This is a genomic window from Streptomyces sp. NPDC021224 (genome assembly GCF_044332905.1).
Classification (GTDB): Bacteria; Actinomycetota; Actinomycetes; order Streptomycetales; family Streptomycetaceae; genus Actinacidiphila.
In genome coordinates this window covers 88461-105812 of record NZ_JBIRPW010000007.1, presented here as the reverse complement: position 1 = coordinate 105812, position 17352 = coordinate 88461, and the positions used below count along the sequence as shown (strand labels likewise).

At 73.6% G+C, this 17352-nt stretch carries 18 protein-coding genes; 5 read left to right on the top strand and 13 right to left on the bottom strand.

Features of this window, described 5'->3' with window-relative positions:
* Positions 1-117 precede the first annotated feature (117 nt).
* The 6 genes from ACH4PY_RS19235 to ACH4PY_RS19210 are packed head-to-tail and all read right to left on the bottom strand — an operon-like array spanning position 118 to position 6208.
* Positions 118-1722 (bottom strand): SpoIIE family protein phosphatase, encoded by a 1605-nt coding sequence (locus ACH4PY_RS19235; protein WP_398183740.1) that lies wholly within the window; start codon positions 1720-1722, stop codon positions 118-120.
* Entirely contained in the window at positions 1719-3524 is a 1806-nt protein-coding gene (locus ACH4PY_RS19230) for a hybrid sensor histidine kinase/response regulator (RefSeq protein ID WP_398183737.1), read from the bottom strand. The genes ACH4PY_RS19235 and ACH4PY_RS19230 overlap by 4 nt, the downstream gene beginning before the upstream one ends.
* The gene (locus ACH4PY_RS19225) at positions 3521-4573 is read right to left on the bottom strand and encodes an ATP-binding SpoIIE family protein phosphatase (RefSeq protein WP_398183734.1); all 1053 of its coding nucleotides are present in this window, start codon (positions 4571-4573) and stop codon (positions 3521-3523) included. The genes ACH4PY_RS19230 and ACH4PY_RS19225 overlap by 4 nt, the downstream gene beginning before the upstream one ends.
* Positions 4561-4989: an anti-sigma regulatory factor gene (locus tag ACH4PY_RS19220; protein ID WP_398183731.1), complete on the bottom strand. Its 429-nt coding sequence runs from the start codon at positions 4987-4989 to the stop codon at positions 4561-4563. The genes ACH4PY_RS19225 and ACH4PY_RS19220 overlap by 13 nt, the downstream gene beginning before the upstream one ends.
* A complete protein-coding gene (locus ACH4PY_RS19215; RefSeq protein ID WP_398183728.1) occupies positions 4986-5366 on the bottom strand; it encodes an STAS domain-containing protein in 381 nt (126 codons plus the stop codon). Before ACH4PY_RS19215 ends, ACH4PY_RS19220 begins: the two co-directional genes overlap by 4 nt.
* Positions 5363-6208, bottom strand: a complete 846-nt coding sequence (locus ACH4PY_RS19210; protein WP_398183725.1) for an STAS domain-containing protein — start codon at positions 6206-6208, stop codon at positions 5363-5365. Before ACH4PY_RS19210 ends, ACH4PY_RS19215 begins: the two co-directional genes overlap by 4 nt.
* Before the next feature lie 200 nt (positions 6209-6408).
* Between ACH4PY_RS19210 and ACH4PY_RS19205 the strand changes: the two genes are divergently transcribed.
* Entirely contained in the window at positions 6409-6816 is a 408-nt protein-coding gene (locus ACH4PY_RS19205; protein ID WP_398183722.1) for an ATP-binding protein, read from the top strand.
* 53 nt (positions 6817-6869) lie between these two features.
* Here the strand turns inward: ACH4PY_RS19205 and ACH4PY_RS19200 are convergent, their stop codons facing one another.
* On the bottom strand, positions 6870-7229 hold the full coding sequence (locus ACH4PY_RS19200) for an STAS domain-containing protein (RefSeq protein WP_398183719.1): 360 nt from the start codon (positions 7227-7229) through the stop codon (positions 6870-6872).
* Between the two features lie 127 nt (positions 7230-7356).
* Between ACH4PY_RS19200 and ACH4PY_RS19195 the strand changes: the two genes are divergently transcribed.
* Both ACH4PY_RS19195 and ACH4PY_RS19190 read left to right on the top strand, forming a co-directional pair.
* On the top strand, positions 7357-11514 hold the full coding sequence (locus tag ACH4PY_RS19195) for a SpoIIE family protein phosphatase (protein WP_398183716.1): 4158 nt from the start codon (positions 7357-7359) through the stop codon (positions 11512-11514).
* On the top strand, positions 11511-11846 hold the full coding sequence (locus tag ACH4PY_RS19190) for an STAS domain-containing protein (protein ID WP_398183713.1): 336 nt from the start codon (positions 11511-11513) through the stop codon (positions 11844-11846). Before ACH4PY_RS19195 ends, ACH4PY_RS19190 begins: the two co-directional genes overlap by 4 nt.
* A 24-nt stretch (positions 11847-11870) precedes the next feature.
* Here ACH4PY_RS19190 and ACH4PY_RS19185 read toward each other — a convergent pair whose 3' ends face one another.
* From ACH4PY_RS19185 to ACH4PY_RS19170, 4 genes are all read right to left on the bottom strand, one after another.
* On the bottom strand, positions 11871-12833 hold the full coding sequence (locus ACH4PY_RS19185) for an anti-sigma factor RsbA family regulatory protein (RefSeq protein WP_398183710.1): 963 nt from the start codon (positions 12831-12833) through the stop codon (positions 11871-11873).
* On the bottom strand, positions 12830-13645 hold the full coding sequence (locus ACH4PY_RS19180; RefSeq protein ID WP_398183707.1) for an MEDS domain-containing protein: 816 nt from the start codon (positions 13643-13645) through the stop codon (positions 12830-12832). The genes ACH4PY_RS19185 and ACH4PY_RS19180 overlap by 4 nt, the downstream gene beginning before the upstream one ends.
* A 97-nt stretch (positions 13646-13742) precedes the next feature.
* Positions 13743-14090 carry an STAS domain-containing protein gene (locus ACH4PY_RS19175; RefSeq protein WP_398183704.1) on the bottom strand — a complete coding sequence of 116 codons (348 nt, stop codon included), beginning with the start codon at positions 14088-14090 and terminating at the stop codon, positions 13743-13745.
* 132 nt (positions 14091-14222) lie between these two features.
* Positions 14223-14921, bottom strand: a complete 699-nt coding sequence (locus ACH4PY_RS19170; protein ID WP_398183702.1) for a DUF4230 domain-containing protein — start codon at positions 14919-14921, stop codon at positions 14223-14225.
* Positions 14922-15125: 204 nt separating this feature from the next.
* Here ACH4PY_RS19170 and ACH4PY_RS19165 point away from each other — a divergent pair, with 204 nt between their 5' ends.
* Positions 15126-15404 carry a GlsB/YeaQ/YmgE family stress response membrane protein gene (locus tag ACH4PY_RS19165; protein WP_398183699.1) on the top strand — a complete coding sequence of 93 codons (279 nt, stop codon included), beginning with the start codon at positions 15126-15128 and terminating at the stop codon, positions 15402-15404.
* Positions 15405-15488: 84 nt separating this feature from the next.
* Here the strand turns inward: ACH4PY_RS19165 and ACH4PY_RS19160 are convergent, their stop codons facing one another.
* Entirely contained in the window at positions 15489-15617 is a 129-nt protein-coding gene (locus tag ACH4PY_RS19160; RefSeq protein WP_398183696.1) for a hypothetical protein, read from the bottom strand.
* A gap of 294 nt (positions 15618-15911) precedes the next feature.
* Here ACH4PY_RS19160 and ACH4PY_RS19155 point away from each other — a divergent pair, with 294 nt between their 5' ends.
* Positions 15912-16943 (top strand): YihY/virulence factor BrkB family protein, encoded by a 1032-nt coding sequence (locus ACH4PY_RS19155; protein WP_398183693.1) that lies wholly within the window; start codon positions 15912-15914, stop codon positions 16941-16943.
* Between the two features lie 38 nt (positions 16944-16981).
* Here the strand turns inward: ACH4PY_RS19155 and ACH4PY_RS19150 are convergent, their stop codons facing one another.
* Complete coding sequence (locus tag ACH4PY_RS19150) at positions 16982-17308, bottom strand: YkvA family protein (RefSeq protein ID WP_398183690.1); 327 nt, start codon at positions 17306-17308, stop codon at positions 16982-16984.
* Between the last annotated feature and the right edge of the window lie 44 nt (positions 17309-17352).

Here is a 17352-nt window from a genome sequence, read left to right as displayed (position 1 = left end):
AAAACGGAAAGGCGCCGCCGGAAAGGAGGCGCCGCCCGTACAGCGCGTGTACGGGCGGCGGGTGGTGCGTTCTCCGGGGGCTGCGGGGGACCGGGGCCGTAGGGCCGCGGGCGCGCGTCACAGCAGGCGCGCGGCCATCAGTGCGACGTCGTCCTGGCCGTCCGGCGGGAAGCGGGTGAGCAGCAGCTCGCAGATGTCCTCGGCGTCCTGCGTGGCGCCGCTCAGCACGTCGGCCATCCGCTCCATCGCCTCGTCCAGGTCGCCGTCGCGCCGCTCCAGCAGGCCGTCGGTGACCATGACCAGCTGGGTGCCGGGGCGGACGGGGACGCGCACCGCCGGCGGATGGGACAACCCCAGCCCGAGCATGGGCCCGTGCTCGTGCACGAAGTACGCCTTCTCCCCGGGGTTGCGCACCGCCAGGGGCAGATGCCCGGCGTTGGCCACCCGGACGGCCCGCCCGGACTCCTCCACCAGCGCCACGCACAGCGTCGCGCCCACGGGGGAGTCGACCTGCTGCAGCAGCCGGTCCAGATGAGACAGGACGACGTCGGGACCGTGGCCCTCCAGGGCGTAGGCGCGCAGGGCGTGCCGGATCTCCCCCATCACCACGGCGGCGTCCAGGGAGTGGCCCGCGACGTCGCCCACGGCCAGCAGCAGACCGCCGGCGACCGGCAGCGCCTCGTAGAAGTCGCCGCCGATCTCGGCGGTCTGGCTGGCCGGCAGGTAGCGCACGGCCAGTTCGGCGAGCGGCGAGGTGGGCAGCGAGGCGGGCAGGAAGGTGCGCTGCAGGGTCAGCGCCAGGGCGTGCTCCTCCCGGTAGGAGCGCAGCGCCTCCAGGGACAGCGCGCAGGCGTGCGCCAGCTGCGTCAGCACCTCGTGGTCGTCGTCGCCGAGCGCGTCCTGCGGCAGGACGACGCCCGCCGTCGAACCGGTGCCCTTGACCCGTGCCGATGCCACGGCGAGGGCCCGGGTGCCGCCGGTCAGCGGGTCGGTGCCCGCCAGCCGGCCCGCCGGCACCATCTCCAGCCGCACACCGGCGTCCGCCCGGGACTGCAACCGCAGCACCTCGCGGGCGAACCGCTCCGGCGTCTCCGCGGCCACGGCCGGAGCCGCGCCGTCCTGCCTGCCGATCATCTGCACCAGGCCGTCCTCGGCGGTGCGCACCACCACCAGGGCGTCGGTGCCGAACATCCGCTGGGCACCGCGGGCAGCCCGGGTGGCGAGGTCGGCGACGTCGTCGGCGTGGTAGAAGTCGAGCGTGACGCTGTTGAGCAGGCTGAGCCGGCCGGCGAGCGTCTCGGCCCGCTGCCGCGCCCGCGCGTAGCGCAGCACGGCCGCCACGGTGGCCAGCAGCTCGTTGGCGGCGACGGGCTCGGTGAGGTACGCGTCGGCGCCGCGGTTGAGGCCCTGGGCCCGGTCGGTGACGCTGATGGCCGAGGCCGACACATGAATGACGGGCAGCCGCGCAGTCCTGGGGTCGGCCTTGACGATCTCGCAGACCTCGAAGCCGGTCATGTCGGGCAGCCGCACGTCGATCACCGCGAGCTCCGGCAGATCCGGGGAGTCGCGCAGCAGTTCGAGGGCGCTGGCGCCGTCCTCGGCCTCCACCACCTCGTGCCCGGCGCGCCGCAGATAGGCGCCCAGCACGTACCGGTTGGTCGGGTTGTCGTCGACGAGCAGCACCGTCGCGCCGGCGCCGTCGTCGGCGGGGGAGGCGGTCACCGCTGCGCCCTCCCGCCGTCGGCGGGGCCGTGCGCGAGCACCGGGGCGAGCACGTCCGCGAGCCGCCTCGCGGACAGGTGGGTCTTGCCCAGCACGGCCTGCGCGTGCACCAGACGGGAGTTCTCCAGGCCCGAGGGGTCGTTCGCGGTCAGGACGACCACCGGGACGTCGCTCAGGGCGGGGTCCGCGGCCAGCCGCTCCAGCAGCTGGTAGCCGTCGGGCGGCGGCATCGTCAGGTCGAGCAGGATTGCGTCGGGGCACCGGCGCCGTATCACCGCGACCGCCTCGGAGCTGTCGCCGACCTCGACCACCTCCCGGGACAGCTCGGCCAGGACGGGCCGCACGCTGGCGCGGAAGGCGGGATCGTCGTCGACGACGACTAGGAGGTCCAGGTGGACGGGGGCCGGTGCCGGGCTGTCGGAGGGCCCTGCGGGCCGCGGGCCCGCCGGGATCTCAACGACCACCCGGGTCCCCACGCCGGGGCTGCTGTCGAGCATCATCCGGCCGCCGAGCAGCTCGGTGAGCCGGCGGGCGTACGGCAGCCCGAGCCCGGTGCCCGAGTGCGCCCGCTGATGCGGTCCGCGGACCTGGTAGAACTCCTCGAACACCCGCACCTGCTCCTCGGCCGGTATGCCGATACCGGTGTCGGTGACGGTCAGGACGCACCACGGCCGCCCCTCACGTCCGACCCGTTCGACCCGCAGGGCGACCTCGCCCGCCACGGTGAACTTCAAGCTGTTGGACAGGACGTTGCGCAGGATGCGGGTCAGCATCACCTCGTCGGTGAGGACCGGCTCCTGCGGGGCGTCGTCGGGGAAGACCAGGGACACCCCGGGCGCGGCGGTCCCGTGCAGCGTGCCGCGCATCTGGTGCAGCAGCATCCGCAGGTCGACCGGGACCAGCTCGGGTTCCAGCCGCCCCGACTCGGCCTTCGCCACGTCGAGCAGCTCCTCGACCAGGGCCAGCATCGTGCTGCCCGAGGAGGCGATCATCTGGACCTGCTGGGCCTGCTCGTCGGTGAGCGGGTCCGCGCCGGGCGAGAGCAGCAGCCGGGACAGCCCGAGGACGCCGTTGACCGGGGAGCGCAGCTCATGGCTCACGTTCGCCCAGAAGCGCGTCTTGGCCTCGTTGAGCAGGCTGAGCTGCCGCGTCTTCTCCTCCAGCTCGGCGTACAGGGCCACCACACCGCTGTTGGTTGCCTCCAGCTCGCTGGACAGCTCCGCGTACAGCGCCAGAACGCCGCTGTTGGTCTCCTCCAGCTCCTGGTTGAGCCGCTGGAGCTCCTCCTGGTGCGCGCGGGCCTGCTGAAGTGCCGCGAGCAGGTCGTGGTTCTGGTTCCGCAGTTCCTCCGCCACGCTCACGCCACCCAGCCCCATCAGCTCCCTGCGCAGTCCGGCAGCCAGCTCGGCGAGAGGCTGAGTCGTCACCTCCAGCGGCTGCCCGAGAATCACCCGGGGAAACGGGTCCTCGTGCCATTCGCAGCTGTGCAGCAGCCGCCGCGCCGCGTCGAGCGCGCCGTTCGGCGGCCGCATCGCCCCCGACCAGCCGAAATCAGCCGTGACCAGGGGAGGTTCGGCGTCGACCAGCATGAGCCGGCCGGTGAGTCCGCGGGCGCCCAGCAGGCTGCGGCCCACTTCGCCCACCACGGTGGCCAGCCGCACGGTCTCGGCCTCCTTCAGGCCCAGCCGGCGGCAGGCCTCCTGCACGTCCCTGCGCAGGGCCAGCATCTCCCGGTCGCTGGCGACGGCGGTCGAGAGCAGGACGAGGGGGGATTCGCCGGAAAGGGCCGCGGCCTCTGTCACGACGGCACCTTGACGACCACGACGCCGGCGTCGTCACGCCGGGTGCCCGCCTGCCACAGCAGCTGCGCGGCGACGACCGCCGGTGCCTGCGAGGTGAGCCCGGGAAACTGGGCCGGCTGCCAGCGGCTGGTGAGCCCGTCGGAGTGGAGCACCAGGACGTGGCCGGGGGGCAGGGCGGCGCTGAACGTCTGCAACCGGGGGAAGTTGTGGCCGACGATGCCGGGTACCGACATCAGGGGCTGGCGGGAGGCGACCCCGAGCACGCACGCGGCGATGTTTCCCACCCCGCACAGGGACACCGTGCGGGCCGCCGGATCCACCCGCGCCACCGCGACGGCGGCGCCCCGGGTGCCCCTGAGCCCCCTGTGGATGTCGGAGAGGAGCGCCGCCGGGTCCGTCGCCGAACTGGTGCGGAACGCCGTCCGCGCCGCGTCGGCGGCCCGCGCCGCGAGCGGGCCGTGCCCCAGCCCGTCGCACATCATCGCCAGCAGGTGCGGCGCGCCCCCGGCGTCCTGTTCCTGCCGTACGGCCCAGGTGTCGCCGCACTGCGTCTCGCCGCCGATCGGACGGGTGAGCCCGCTGAAGCGCGGGGCCGGGACCGGCTCCGCGGCGCCGGGCGGCAGGGCGGTGAAGCGGGCGTACAGGCACGTACCGCGGCCCGGCAGGGTGTGGAGGGCGAACTCGTCCGCGAGCCGCTGGATCGCGCCGAGCCCGACACCCAGCGTGCCGGTGGTGGAGGAGCCGTCCCGCAGCGCCGCGCCGATGTCGGCTATGCCCGGTCCGCTGTCCAGGGCCAGCACCTCGACGGCCGCCCCGTCGCCGAAGGCGGTGATGCGCAGGGCCAGCGCCCCGTCGTCCGCGTGCTTCTGGAGGTTGGTGGCCGCCTCGGTCACCGCGAGTGCGAGGTCGGCGGCGCGGCCCTCGGTGAGCCCCGCCCGGCGGGCGAGCCCGGCGGCCTCGCGCCGCCCGGCGGAGGCCAGCCCCTGGTCGACCCGCAGCCACAGCACTTCGCCCGCCTCGGCGGGCGACATCGCGTTCACCGTGCCCACTTGACTACCACGACGCGGGTGCCCTTGCCGGGTTCCGAGACGAGTTCGAACTCGTCCGCGAGGCGGCGCGCACCGCTCAGGCCCAGGCCCATGCCCTTGCCCGAGGACCAGCCGTCCGTCAGGGCCAGGTCCATGTCGGCGATACCCGGCCCCTCGTCATGGAACGTCACCTTCACCCCGCGTTTGACGCCCCTGCTGACGATGCTCACCCGCATGCTCCCGCCACCGCCGTAGGTCAACGTGTTGCGTGCCAGCTCGCTCGCCGCGGTGACCAGCTTCGTCTGGTCGACGAGCGAGAGCCGGGCCTGCTGGGCGAGGGCCCGGACGGTCTGCCGGGCCTTGACCACGTCGGCGTTGGCGACGATGGGGGACTCTTCTGCCGCCGACTCCTCGACCGGCTCGACACCGGACGTCACCGGCCGCCTGCCGAACCCTGGTCCCGGGCCCGGCGCAGCACGCCGATGCCCTGCTCGAGGTTCAGCGCGGTGCGCACCCCGCCCAGGGACAGGCCCAGCTCGACCAGCGTCATGGCGACGGCGGGCCGCATGCCCACGACCACCGTGTCCGCTCCGAGGACGCGGGAGATCGCGGCGATGGTGGCCAGCATCCTGCCGACGAAGGAGTCCACGATCTCCAGCGCCGAGATGTCGATCACCACACCGTGCGCCCCGGTGTCGACGATCCGCTGCGACAGGTCTTCCTGGAGGTCCATGACCATCTGGTCCTCCAGGTCGACCTGGATGGAGACCAGCAGGACGTCACCGATCTTGAGTACCGGTACGCGGTCGCTCACGCCTGGCCGCCGATCACGGTCGCGGGCGCGGCCCGGTCGATGCTGTGCAGCGCGTGCCGCAAGGCGTCGGCGAGTGTCGCCTTGGTGGTGATGTCGCCGAACTCGATCCCCAGCGCAACGATGGTCTGGGCGATCTGCGGGCGTATGCCGGAAATGGTGCACTCCGCGCCCATCATGCGGGCGGCCACCACGGTCTTGAGCAGGTGCTGGGCGACCTGGGTGTCCACCGAGGGGACGCCGGTGATGTCGACGATCGCGTGCGTGGCGTTCTGGTCGAGCAGCGACTGGAGCAGCTTCTCCATCACCACCTGGGTCCGGGCCGAGTCCAGCGTCCCGACCAGCGGGACACCCACGATGCCGTCCCAGAGCTTGACCACCGGCGTGGACAGCTCCAGCAGCTGCTCGGCCTGGGCGGCGATGATCTCCTCGCGCGCCTTGGCGTGCACCTCGATGGTGTAGAGCCCGAGATCGTCGAGCATCCGCGAGAACTGGAGGTACGCCGCCAGGTCACCGCTCTCGGTGAGTGCCGGTTCCAGCACCTCCTTGAGCGAGAAGAGGCTGATCGCCGTCTCCGTCGGGCTGAAGCCCTGGCGGGCGCGGTTGCGCGACAGCTCGCTCAGCAGGCTGCGCACCTCTCCGTACTCCTCGCTCCTGGTGGCCGCGCCACCGTTGCGCAGCGCACCGAGCAGCGCCTCGTACAGCTCGGTCAGGTCCTGCTGGACCTCCGCGGGCGTGAGCCGGCCGGCCAGCGACGACGTCACGGTGCGTATCCACCGCTCCACGAAATCGCCCTGCCCGTCCGTCAGGAGGTCCAGCAGCCTGTCCGGCCTGTCCTGCGCCATTGCGTACCTCTTTCTGATCGTCCCCTCCGAAGCGAGACTACGGCACGTGCCGTAGTCGTCCGGCGGCGTCGGGGAACGAACCCGTGTAACGAGGGACACCACAGGGAAGTGGACCATTCATGGCCCCCCGACGACAGGGGCCGTACGAACGGAGCCGAACCCGCCACCGTCCGTCGCACCGACCCGATGGGGGCCCGCAGATGTCAGCTCACAGCATTCCCCTCGCCGGGACGCCGGTCAGCGCGTCCGAGCACCCCGCGGCAGTGGCCCGCCGGACCGTGGCCCAGGTCCTGGACGGCGTTCCCGGCTGCACCGCACGCGCCAGAGGCGACGCCGAGCTGGTCGTGTCCGAGCTGGTGAGCAACGCGCTGCGGCACGCCGGCGGCCTCGCCGCACTCCGGGCGGGCCTCACGCCCGACGGGTCCGGCCTGTGGCTGGAGGTCGAGGACACCAGCCCGCAGCGGCCGCGGGCCCGCCGGTCACCTGGTGACGACGCCTCCCGGGCCGGTGGGTTCGGCTGGCCGATCGTGCTGCGGCTCGCCACCTCGGTGCACGTGGAGGACGTGTCCGGCGGCAAGCGGATCCGGGTCGTGCTCCCGGTGGCCTGACGGCCGCGCGGCGGCCGGTCCGGCGGGTCGGCGGGCCTGCCCGGAGGGTCTGCTCAGAGGGCCCGCACGGCCTCGTCCACGGTGGGGTAGGAGGAGAAGACCTCGTACAGCCCGGCGATGGCGAAGACCCGCTGGAGGCTGTCACCGAGCCCCGCCAGCGCGAGCGGCGAGCCCGCCTTCCCGGCCTGCTGGGAGGCGGTGACGAGCACGGTGATGCCCGTCGAGTCGCAGTACTGGACGCCGGTGAGATCGATCACCACGCCCGCGGGTGTGAAGTCTGTGTCGCATATCACGTCACGGAGGTCGGCGGCGTTGGAGAAGTCCAGCTCGCCGACGACGGTGATCAGGAAGGGTCCCGCGGGGTGGGGCGCCGCGGTGACGGTCAGGACGGGGTCAGGATCGGGATCGCTCACAGTTCCTCCTCCTGGCGACTGCTGTCCCGTGCGGCGCCGTTCACTCGTCCCGCGGCCGGTCCGTTTGGTTTCCGATCAGCGGGCAGAGACACATCGTAGGGGAGACCGAGGAGGGAGAGGGGCGGACGTGGCAGCACAGGAGGAAGCCGAGGACCGGCCGGACCACGGACGGGACGGGGTGTTCGCCGGGAACGGCGAGATCCACCGGGACCTCGCCGCCGTCGACTGGGAGTCGACACCGCTGGGACCGCCACGGGCCTGGGGTCAGAGCCTGCGTACCGCGGTCGACATCCTGCTGTCCTCGCGCTTCCCGATGTGGATGGCGTGGGGTCCGGACCTGACCTTCTTCTGCAACGCCGCTTACCGCCGCGACACCCTCGGCCGCAAGTACCCCTGGGCACTGGGGCGTCCGGCGAGCGAGGTCTGGGCGGAGATCTGGGACGACATCGGCGTCCGCGTCCACAGCGTCCTCAGGACCGGGGAGGCCACCTGGGACGAGGCGCTGCTGCTCCTGCTGGAACGCTCCGGTTACCCCGAGGAGACCTACCACACCTTCTCCTACAGCCCGCTGCGCGACGGCGACGCCGTCGTCGGCATGCTGTGCGTGGTGCGGGAGGACACCGACCGCGTCATCGCCGAGCGCCGCATGGCCACCCTGCGGGACCTGGGATCCGACCCCAGCGTGGTGCGCACCGAGGAGCAGGCGCTCGCCTTCGCCGCCCGGCAGCTCGCGGGCAACGCCCGCGACCTTCCCTTCACCCTGACCTACCTGTTCGACGAGGACGGCGGCGCCCGGCTGGCCGGCGCGACCGGCATCGCTGCCGGGCACCCGGCCGCGCCCGCCCGGCTGCCGGGCGGCGCCGGCGACCCGGAGGCCGTGTGGCCGGCCGCCGAGCCCGCGGCCTCGCGCGCCGCGGTCGTGACCCTGGACGGGCCGGCCTTCGCGGACCTGCCGACCGGCGGCTGGCCGTCCGCGCCCGACCGGGCGCTGCTCGTGCCGCTGCTCCGGCAGGGCGGCGGGCCCTACGGCTTCCTGGTCGCCGGGCTGAACCGCTACCGGCCGCCGGACGATGCCACCCGCGGCTTCGTGGAACTGGTCGCGTCCCACCTGGCGGCCGTCATCGGAAGCGCCCGCAGCTACCGGGAGCAGGCGCGGCGGGCCGAGGAACTCGCCGAGCTGGACCGCGCCAAGACCGCCTTCTTCTCCAACGTCAGCCACGAGTTCCGCACCCCGCTGGCCCTGATCATGGGTCCCGCCGAGGAGCTGCGCGCCCGGCTGGCGGACGCCGCCCCGCAGGTGCGCGAAGAGGTCGAGGTGATCCACCGCAACGGGATGCGGCTGGGCAAGCTCGTCAACACCCTGCTGGACTTCTCCCGCATCGAGGCGGGGCGTCTGCAGGCCCGCTACGAGGGCGCCGACCTGGCCGCGCTCACCGCCGAGCTGGCCAGCGTCTTCCGGTCGGCCGTCGAGCGGGCCGGGCTCTTCTTCGAGGTGGACTGCCGCACGCTGCCCGAACCGGTCTTCCTGGACCGCGCCATGTGGGAGAAGGTGATCCTCAACCTGCTCAGCAACGCGCTCAAGTTCACCTTCGACGGGGGTATCCGGCTCACCGTGCGGGACGGGGACGGCGAGGCGGTGGTCACCGTCACCGACACGGGCATCGGACTGCCCGAACAGGAGATCCCCCGGCTCTTCGAGCGCTTCCACCGCATGGAGAACGTCCGCTCGCGCTCCAACGAGGGCAGCGGGATCGGACTGGCCCTGGTCCGGGAGCTGGTCACGCTGCACGGCGGCACGATCGGCGCCACCAGCCGGGAGGGCGAGGGCACCACCTTCACCGTCCGGCTGCCCTACGGGCACGCGCACCTGCCGGCGGACGCGGTGGCCGGGGACGGCGACGGGCCCGCGGTCGGGTCCGCCGCCGAACCCTTCGTGCAGGAGGCCCTGCGCTGGCTGCCCACCCCGGAGGCGGCCGCCGAGCCCGCCGGGCCGGTGCCGGCGCCCGGCCACACGGTGAGCGGCGGACCCGTCGACGTCGTGGTGGCCGACGACAACGCCGACATGCGCGAGTACCTCGCCCGGCTGCTGCGGGGCGCCGGACACCGGGTCCGCACGGTCGCCGACGGCCGGGCCGCGCTGGAGGAGGTCCGCTCCCGGGCGCCCGACCTGCTGGTCGCCGACGTGATGATGCCGGTCATGGACGGGCTGCGGATGGTGGCGGAGTTGCGCGCCGGGCCGCGCACCTCGGGCGTCCCCGTCCTGTTGCTGTCCGCGCGGGCCGGTCAGGAGGCGTCCGTCGAAGGCCTGGAGGCCGGGGCGGACGACTACCTCGTCAAGCCGTTCTCCGCCGTCGAGTTCCTGGCCCGGGTGCGGGCGAACGTCGAACTCGCCCGGCTGCGCACCCGGCACGCCCGCTGGCGCACGGCGCTGACCGACTCGATGCAGGACGCCTTCTTCGTGTGCGACCGGGACGGCGCCGTGATCGAGGTCAACCCCGCCTTCGCGGACGTGCTCGGGTACGGGCCCGAGCATCTGCCGTACGCCCAGGAGCCGCCCTGGTGGCCGGACGCCGCTACGGACCCCGAAGGCCACCGGGCGGTCGCCCGTGCCTTCACCGCGGCCGCGGACGGGGCGGGCGGCAACCGCGTCCTGCCTGTGCGCCACCGCGACGGGCGCCGGCTGTGGGTGTCGGCGAGCCTCGCCCGGGTCCAGGACCCGGACAGCGGCGACCGGGTGCTGGTCGGCACCTTCCACGACGTCACCGCCGAGCGGTACGCCATCCGGCGCGAGACGGCGGTCGCGGCGCTGACCGTGGGACTGTCGAGGGCCGGCAGCACGGCGGAGTCGCTGGACGGCGCGCTCAAGGAGCTGGCCGGCCTGTGGCAGGCCAGCCGCGGGCTGGCGGTGCTTTTCCCCGGGAGCGGCAGGCCCGTCACGGCGGCGATCGGCACGGCTCCGGACTGGGACACCCTTGGGGCCGAGCAGCAGGCCGCCCTCTGCGCCCTGCGGGACGGCCCGTCGCTGACCCCGTCGGCCCGCGGCGGAGGCGTCGGCGTCCGACTGGAGCACCCGCGGGGCCCGCTGGTGCTGTGGCTCGACCTCGGCGAGCACCGGCCGTTCACCGACCAGGACGTCACCTTGCTGTCGCTGCTGGCCGGGCACCTGGCGCAGGGCCTGTCCCGGGCCCACCAGATCGACCAGCAGCGGGAGACGGCCCTGGCGCTCCAGCGCGCCATCCTGGGGCCGTCCGAACTGCCGGAGGGCTTCGCCGTGCGGTACGAGCCGGCCGCCCGCCCGCTGGAAGTGGGCGGCGACTGGTACGACACCGTCGCGCTCGCCGACGGGCGTATCGGCATCGTCGTGGGGGACTGCGTCGGCCGCGGCCTGCAGGCCGCGGCGGTCATGGGCCAGCTGCGCAGCGCGTGCCGCGCGCTGCTGCTGCAGGACCCGCGCCCCGACCGGGTGCTGCTCGCGCTCGACCGCTTCGCCGCCGACCTCCCGGGGGCGATGTGCACCACCGTCTTCTGCGGCGTCCTCGACCCCGCGAGCGGCCGGCTGGCCTACTCCAGCGCGGGCCACCCGCCGGGCGTGCTGGTCCACCCCGACGGCGGTGTCCGGCTGCTCGACGAGGGGCGCTCCCTCCCGCTGGCGGTGCGTCCCGCCGACTCCCGCCCCTGCGCGTACGACCGGGTGCCGCCGCACGCGACCCTCCTGCTGTACACCGACGGCCTGGTGGAGCGCCGCCGCTGCCCGCTCACCGAGGGCATCGACCGGGCGGGGTCGGCGGTGCGCGACGGGCGGCACATCGGCGTCGAGGACCTCGCGGCCCGCCTCATGGACCGGATGGCCCCGCCCGGCGGGTACGACGACGACGTCGCGCTGCTGCTCTACCGGCACCCGGCGCCGCTGAACGTGGCCTTCCCCGCCGAGGCGGCGCAGCTCGCACCGGTGCGCCGGGCCCTGCGCAACTGGCTGAACCAGTGCGCGCTGCCGCCGCAGACGGTGCAGAACGTCCTGGTCGCCGTCGGCGAGGCGTGCGCCAACGCCGTGGAGCACGGGCACCGCGACACCCCCGGGGACACCGTCCGGCTGCGGGCGGAGGCGCGGGCGGACGACATGCACCTGACGGTTTCCGACACCGGGGGATGGCGCACGCCACGCCCCGATCCCGGCACGGACCGCGGCCGCGGGTTCACGCTCATGCGGGCGCTGATGCAGAACGTCACCGTCACGTCGGACGCCGGCGGCACCACCGTCGCCCTGCACACGAGGATCAGCCGATGACCACGCCTTTGACCCTCACCTACAGCAAGCGCCAGGACGGCGCCGTCGTGCTCCGCGCCGCGGGCGAGGTGGACCTGAGCAACTGCGCCGAGCTGGCAGCGGCCGCCGACCAGGCTCTGGGATGCGGTCCCGGGCCACTGGTCGTCGACCTGAGTGCGGTGGAGTACCTCGACAGCGCCGGGCTCAACGAACTTCTCGTCCGGGCCCACCGCATCGAGATCGTCGCCGCCTCGCTGCTCGGCCCGGTGCTGACCATCTGCGGCCTCACCGAACTGACGACGGTCCACGGCCTCGAACCGCCGAAAGGAGCGGGGGACGGCGCCGCCGGCTGAGGTCGCCGCGGGCCCGGACACGGCCTAGTACAGCGCCATGGTCAGCCGGACGGTCGTGCCGTGCTCCGGGGTCGAGCGGATCTGCACCAGGTCGCAGAGCTGGTGGACCAGCCACAGGCCGCGGCCCCCGCTCTGGGCCGGGCTCGGCCGCGAGCGGCCCACCAGGGGGTCGCTGATGTACCCCGTGTCGTGGAACTCGCAGAGCAGCAGGTCACCTTCCGTCCAGGTGCGCAGGGTGCCGGTGCCGCCGCCGTGCCGGATGGTGTTGGCGGCCACCTCCGTCGCGGCGACCAGCAGTTCCTGCAGCCGCGGGCCGTCCAGGCCGTGGCTCGCCGCGCACTCCGCCACCGCGCCGCGCACCTTCGCGAGATCGCCCGCCCCGTAGGCCAGGCCCCGGTCGGGGCCGCAGGCGGGGGCCAGGTCGTCGAAGCGGAAGGGCTCGTCGGAGAAGGCGGGGTTCCGGCCGTGCGCGCCGTCGGCGAGCTGGAAGGGGTGGCACCGGCGCGCGGAGTCCAGGACGGCGCTCTCGACCGTCGTGACGTCGTAGGGGCACAGCAGCCACCACGCCGGAGAGGCCGCGAAGGTCAGGTTCAGCAGCCACTCGTGGTAGCGCAGCTCGCCGCGCTCGGCCGGGGTGGCCCCGTCCCAGGGCGACTCGCTGATCCCGCGCACCGGCAGCCCGGCGCCGACGCTCTTGGCGATCCAGTCGTGCCAGGCGGGGATGAGGCGTGCCGGGTTGCGGCCCAGCGCGCCGGTGTCCACGAAGGACACCTGGCGCCCCGCGCTGTCGCCGTCGAGGGCGTCGCGCAGCATGCGCCGCTTGTCGTCGCCCACCGCGATGAGCACCGTCTCGTCGGCGGCCAGCGCGTCCTGGACGAAGGACACCGCGCCCTGGAGGAACCCGGAGTCGCCCTTGTACGCGTAGAGCTCGTGGCGGAAGGCGGGCGACGCGTCGTCGCCCGGCCCGGCGGTCAGCGGCGTCGTCACGGCACCAGCTCCGCGGGGACGGCGGGATCGTCGTAGCCGAGCAACTCCCAGCACCTTCGTACGGTGGGGTTGGCGCGTTCGAGCACGATCTTGCGGCCGGGGAGGGCGGCGGCCGCCTCCGCGAGCGTCTGCATGCCCACCGCGTCCATCAGCTGCAGACCGTCGCAGCGCAGCCGCAGCGTGGCCAGCGTCCGCAGCAGTCCGGTGACCGCGACGCGGAAGGCGCCCGCGCCGTCCGCGTCGACCACGCCACTGACGCTCCAGCAGTCGGCCGTCTGGCTGAACATCTGGAAGGAGGGCGCCTGCGCCGGGGCGCCCGCGAAATGGGGATGCACGCTCGCCGCCTGTTCCAGCACCTTGGGTGCAAATCCAGGACTCGCATAGGCGCAGACGACCATCGCCGCCGTCGCCCCGGTGAGGGCGTCCAGCCGCAGTTCGTGGTCGGCCACCTGCTCGGCAGTGATGTCGGCAGGCCAGATGCGGTCCATCTGTGCCAGCACCCGCAGGGCCCGGAAGCCCTGGCGGTCAGCCGTCTCCGCCTCCTGCCGCACCAGTTTCACCAGTGCGTCCACATCCCAGCGTACGCCTCCGCCGTCCGCGGCGGGGTCCACCAGCAGCCCGTGCGGGGCGCGGAAGTCCCGCCACCCGGGTGCCGACGGCCCCACGACCATGATCTTGTCGCCGAGGTTCCTGCCGTCCGACAGATACCCTCGCGCGGCGCGCCGCAGGTCGCCGGGCCGCGGCACCACCCAGCAGACGTGGTCGCCGATGTCCACCGGGCCGAGGCTCGCCACGCTGCGAGCGATCCTCACACAACCCTCCCGGCTCGAACCCTGGCGCGTCTCCTCGGGGCAGTCTTTCACCCCGCGCCGCCGGTGGGTAACCGGCACCCCGTCGGCCGGGGCCGGGTTACGGCTCGGGGTCGGACGTCGGGGCGATCACGTCCTCGTAGGCGGCGAACACCGCCCCGGCCCCGGTGAGCTCCAGCAGGCGCGTCACCGCGGTGCTGACGTGGACCAGGGCGGTCGGCCGCCTGGCCGCGGTGCGGACGAGATGGTTGAGCAGCGCCGAGTCGCAGAAGGAGACCAGCGCGAGGTCGAACACGACCGGGCCGTGGAAGGTGTCCAGCACCCGCGCGGTGACCTCCTGCACGACGCCCAGCCGGTCCATGTCGAAGTCACCCTGCAAGGCGATCATCCACACCTGTCCGAACTGCTCGGAGTAGTAGACGCCGGCTGCCACGTCCTCGCCCTCCACCGACGCCGCCTCCTCTCCTGACCGGTCCGCCCGGTCGCGGCGGGCCGGCCGCGAACGTTCAGCAGAGAGTGCCAGGCCGGAGGCCCGGTACGCCACTCCGCCGGTGCTCCGGCCGGCCGCCGCCCGGGAGGGTCAGGAGGACGGTGAGGGCGTCGCCGGGCTCGAAGGCGCGGGCGGCGGACCGAAACTGACGGTGACGCGGGTGAAGCCGACGGACGTGAGCATGCCCTGGAGCATGGAACGGGTGTTGGTCTCGGCCCGTGCCGTCAGCTCCGTCTTCTTGGCCGCGTCCTGGATCTTCTGCGCGGCCAGGACGCTGAGCTTCTGCGCGTTGCCGGTGTCGCTGCCGAAGAAGTCGCCGACGCGGTCGAACAGCCCGCGTTTCTGCGAGACGACGTAGGAGTGCTCGGGGTCGAGGTTCGTCCGCTCCAGTGCCGCGTGCGGCAGCCGGATCGTCGCGGACTTGCGGTCGTCGCTGACCGTCACGGCGTCGGACTTGAGCGAGCCGAGGTCCACGTACGCGTCCACGCTGCCCGCGCCCACGTACAGGGTCCGCTCGCCGTGCACGATGTCCGGCAGGTACTTGGCGTCCTTCTGGAGGTCCACGACGACCTCGAAGTTGCCGCTCGCCCCCTCGTAGCGGTTCATGTCCTGGATCGACTTCAGCAGGACGGGCCCGCTGCGGTCGTTGGTCCGTTCGGCGAACGGGTTGGGCAGTCCCGGCAGCAGATGCAGTCCGCCGAGTAAGAGGACCAGCACCATCAGCGCCGCCAGTGCGACGACGACTCGCGCCCACCAAGGGGTGCGGCTTACCGCGGCTTCGGTGTTCATGACATACCTCCTGATCTGTCGTGTGCCCGCCGCGCACCCGAAGATGACCGGGAAGTCCCTGGAACTCCGCCGCGGCGTCTTCTCCTGCCGCGCGGCCCGGCCGCGACCCCCGGCCGAAAGTTGCCAGGAGTGACCTGAGTCGCAGCGGGCAAGCGGACGTTGGGTGTCCACCTGAGCCAATTGACCGGAAAGGTTGGGAGTGTCATGACTATTCTTTGGGCCATCATCGCCGGTCTGATCATCGGCCTGCTCGCCAAGCTCGTCCTGCCGGGCCGCCAGCCCATCCCGCTGTGGCTGACCGTCGTCCTCGGCATCATCGGCGGACTGCTGGGCAACGGCCTGGCCTCCGCCTTCGGTGTCGCCGACACCAACGGCGTCGACTGGATCCGGCACGCGCTCCAGATCGGCGCGGCGGCGGTCCTGATCGGCCTCATCACCCCGCTGTACGCGGGCCGCGGCCACCGGCACCACCACCGCTTCTGAGGTGCGTCACGCCTGTGGCCGAGGCCCCGCCGTACGAGGAGGACTCGTACGGCGGGGCCTCGTTCGGCGGGCGCGCGGCCCGCGCTACTGCTTGTTGCGCAGCAGCCTGACAATGGTCGCGAGGGAGAAGGCGATCACCAGCACGGTGACGAAATCCCACAGCGGGCTCCCGGGGGCCCACCCCTGACCGACCATCTCCATTCGATGCTGCATCCTGACCTCCCGTGCCTTCGGGGACCGGACGCCGGCCTCGGCGCCGCAAGCCGGCCCCGAGTGCGTACGGACATGACGCCGTCCGGTCGGCTTCTACCCCCGGAACGCGTTTCCAGCCCGGCCCGCGGTACGACCGGCTCCCGCCGTCCGCGCCGCAGGTCGGCGTCATCGTGGCGGCGGTTCACAGGCGTGCCAGCGCGGGGCGGGGGAATGCGGCCGCCATGGACGAAGCGGCCGGTCCGGACGCCCGTCCGGTGGACTGCGGCAAGGGAACGTCGGCGACAGGGAGAGCACATGTCCGGTGGCGGGGGCACGCCGTCCGACGGCGGCCGGGAGAGACCGGCGGGCAAGGACCGGCGGCGGACACGACGGGCGGGCCGGGTGTTCGCCGTGCTCGGGACCCTCGCGCGCGCCCTCGCGGCGGCCTGGGACAAGGACGCGACCGAACGGGCCGCCGCCCTCACCTACTACACGGTGCTGGCGCTGTTCCCCGCGCTGCTGATGACCCTGTCGCTGGTCGGGCTCACCGGGAACCCCGACGGCAGCGGCGTGCCGGGCGGGCTGGAGGCCCTCATGCCCGGCGCGTCACGCCCGCTGGTCGCCGACACGCTGCGGCACCTGGCCGAGGACGCCTCGGCGACCACCTCGCTCGCCGCCGTCAGCGGGGCGGCGGCCGCCTGGGCGGCGTGCAGTTACGCGGCGGTCTTCCGGCGCGCCCTGCACCACATCCACGGTGTGGCGGACCACCGCCCCGCGTGGCGCACCACGCCGCTCGTCGTCGTCACCGCGCTGATGCTGCTGGTCCTGATGGTGTGCAGCACCATCTGCGTGGTCGTCAGCGGTGAACTCGCCCGCAGGACCGGCGACGTGCTGCACATCGGCACCTCCCTGGTCTCGGCGTGGCGCGGGCTGCGCTGGCCCGGCCTGGTCGCCGTGGCCGTCGTGACGGTGCTGATCCTCTTCCGCTCCGGGCCGCCCGCCACGCGCGGGCTGCGGACGACCGCGCCGGGCGGCGGCGTGGCCATCGCCCTGTGGCTGCTCAGCTCGGCCGGCTTCGCGACGTACACCACCCGCCTGGGCACGTACGACCGGCTGTACGGCCAGCTCTCGGGCGCCGTGGCCTTCCTGGTGTGGCTGTGGTTCACCAACCTCGCGCTGCTCGTCGGCGCGCACTACAACGCCGTCCTGGTGTCCCGGACCACCGCCGTCCCGGAACGGGAGGGCGACGACGCGGGCCGTCCGCCCGCGCCGGGCACGCCCGCCGAGCCGCAGGCCGCCGCCCCGCCGCGCGGCCGTCCCCGACGGTCCGGACGCGCCGCGCGCTGACCCGCGCGCGGCGCGTCCGGACCGCCGGGGACGGCCGCTCACCCGTCCTTGCCGTGCGGGGCGCTTGAGCCGCCGTCGCGCGCGGGCCGTATCCCGTAGCGGCGCGCGGCCGCGTTCAGGGAGCGCAGGGCCAGCAGCAGGACACCGATGTCGTCGAGGTAGACCGGGTCGGGCAGCAGGTCCACCGGGCAGACGAGATAGGCCACCGACGCCCAGAACATCGCCTTGTGAGGTATGGGTACCCCCGAGGCCTTCAGCAGCCGCCACGTCCGGATCAGCCTGATCAGCAGCCTCAGCGCGATCACCAGGCCGATCACGGCGAGGACTGCCGCCAGCCAGAGCAGCAGACGCTCCCTGCCGTCCATCCGCACCACCTCCGTGCTCTGCGTCTTCCCCGGATACCGCACCA

Bases quoted from the DNA above. Each gene is read 5' to 3' on its own strand.
- ACH4PY_RS19210 (WP_398183725.1), bottom strand. From the start codon at position 6,208: ATGGCGCAGGACAGGCCGGACAGGCTGCTGGACCTCCTGACGGACGGG.
- ACH4PY_RS19205 (WP_398183722.1), top strand. From the start codon at position 6,409: ATGTCAGCTCACAGCATTCCCCTCGCCGGGACGCCGGTCAGCGCGTCC.
- ACH4PY_RS19190 (WP_398183713.1), top strand. From the start codon at position 11,511: ATGACCACGCCTTTGACCCTCACCTACAGCAAGCGCCAGGACGGCGCC.
- ACH4PY_RS19170 (WP_398183702.1), bottom strand. From the start codon at position 14,921: ATGAACACCGAAGCCGCGGTAAGCCGCACCCCTTGGTGGGCGCGAGTC.
- ACH4PY_RS19165 (WP_398183699.1), top strand. From the start codon at position 15,126: ATGACTATTCTTTGGGCCATCATCGCCGGTCTGATCATCGGCCTGCTC.
- ACH4PY_RS19160 (WP_398183696.1), bottom strand. From the start codon at position 15,617: ATGCAGCATCGAATGGAGATGGTCGGTCAGGGGTGGGCCCCCGGGAGC.
- ACH4PY_RS19155 (WP_398183693.1), top strand. From the start codon at position 15,912: ATGTCCGGTGGCGGGGGCACGCCGTCCGACGGCGGCCGGGAGAGACCG.
- ACH4PY_RS19150 (WP_398183690.1), bottom strand. From the start codon at position 17,308: ATGGACGGCAGGGAGCGTCTGCTGCTCTGGCTGGCGGCAGTCCTCGCC.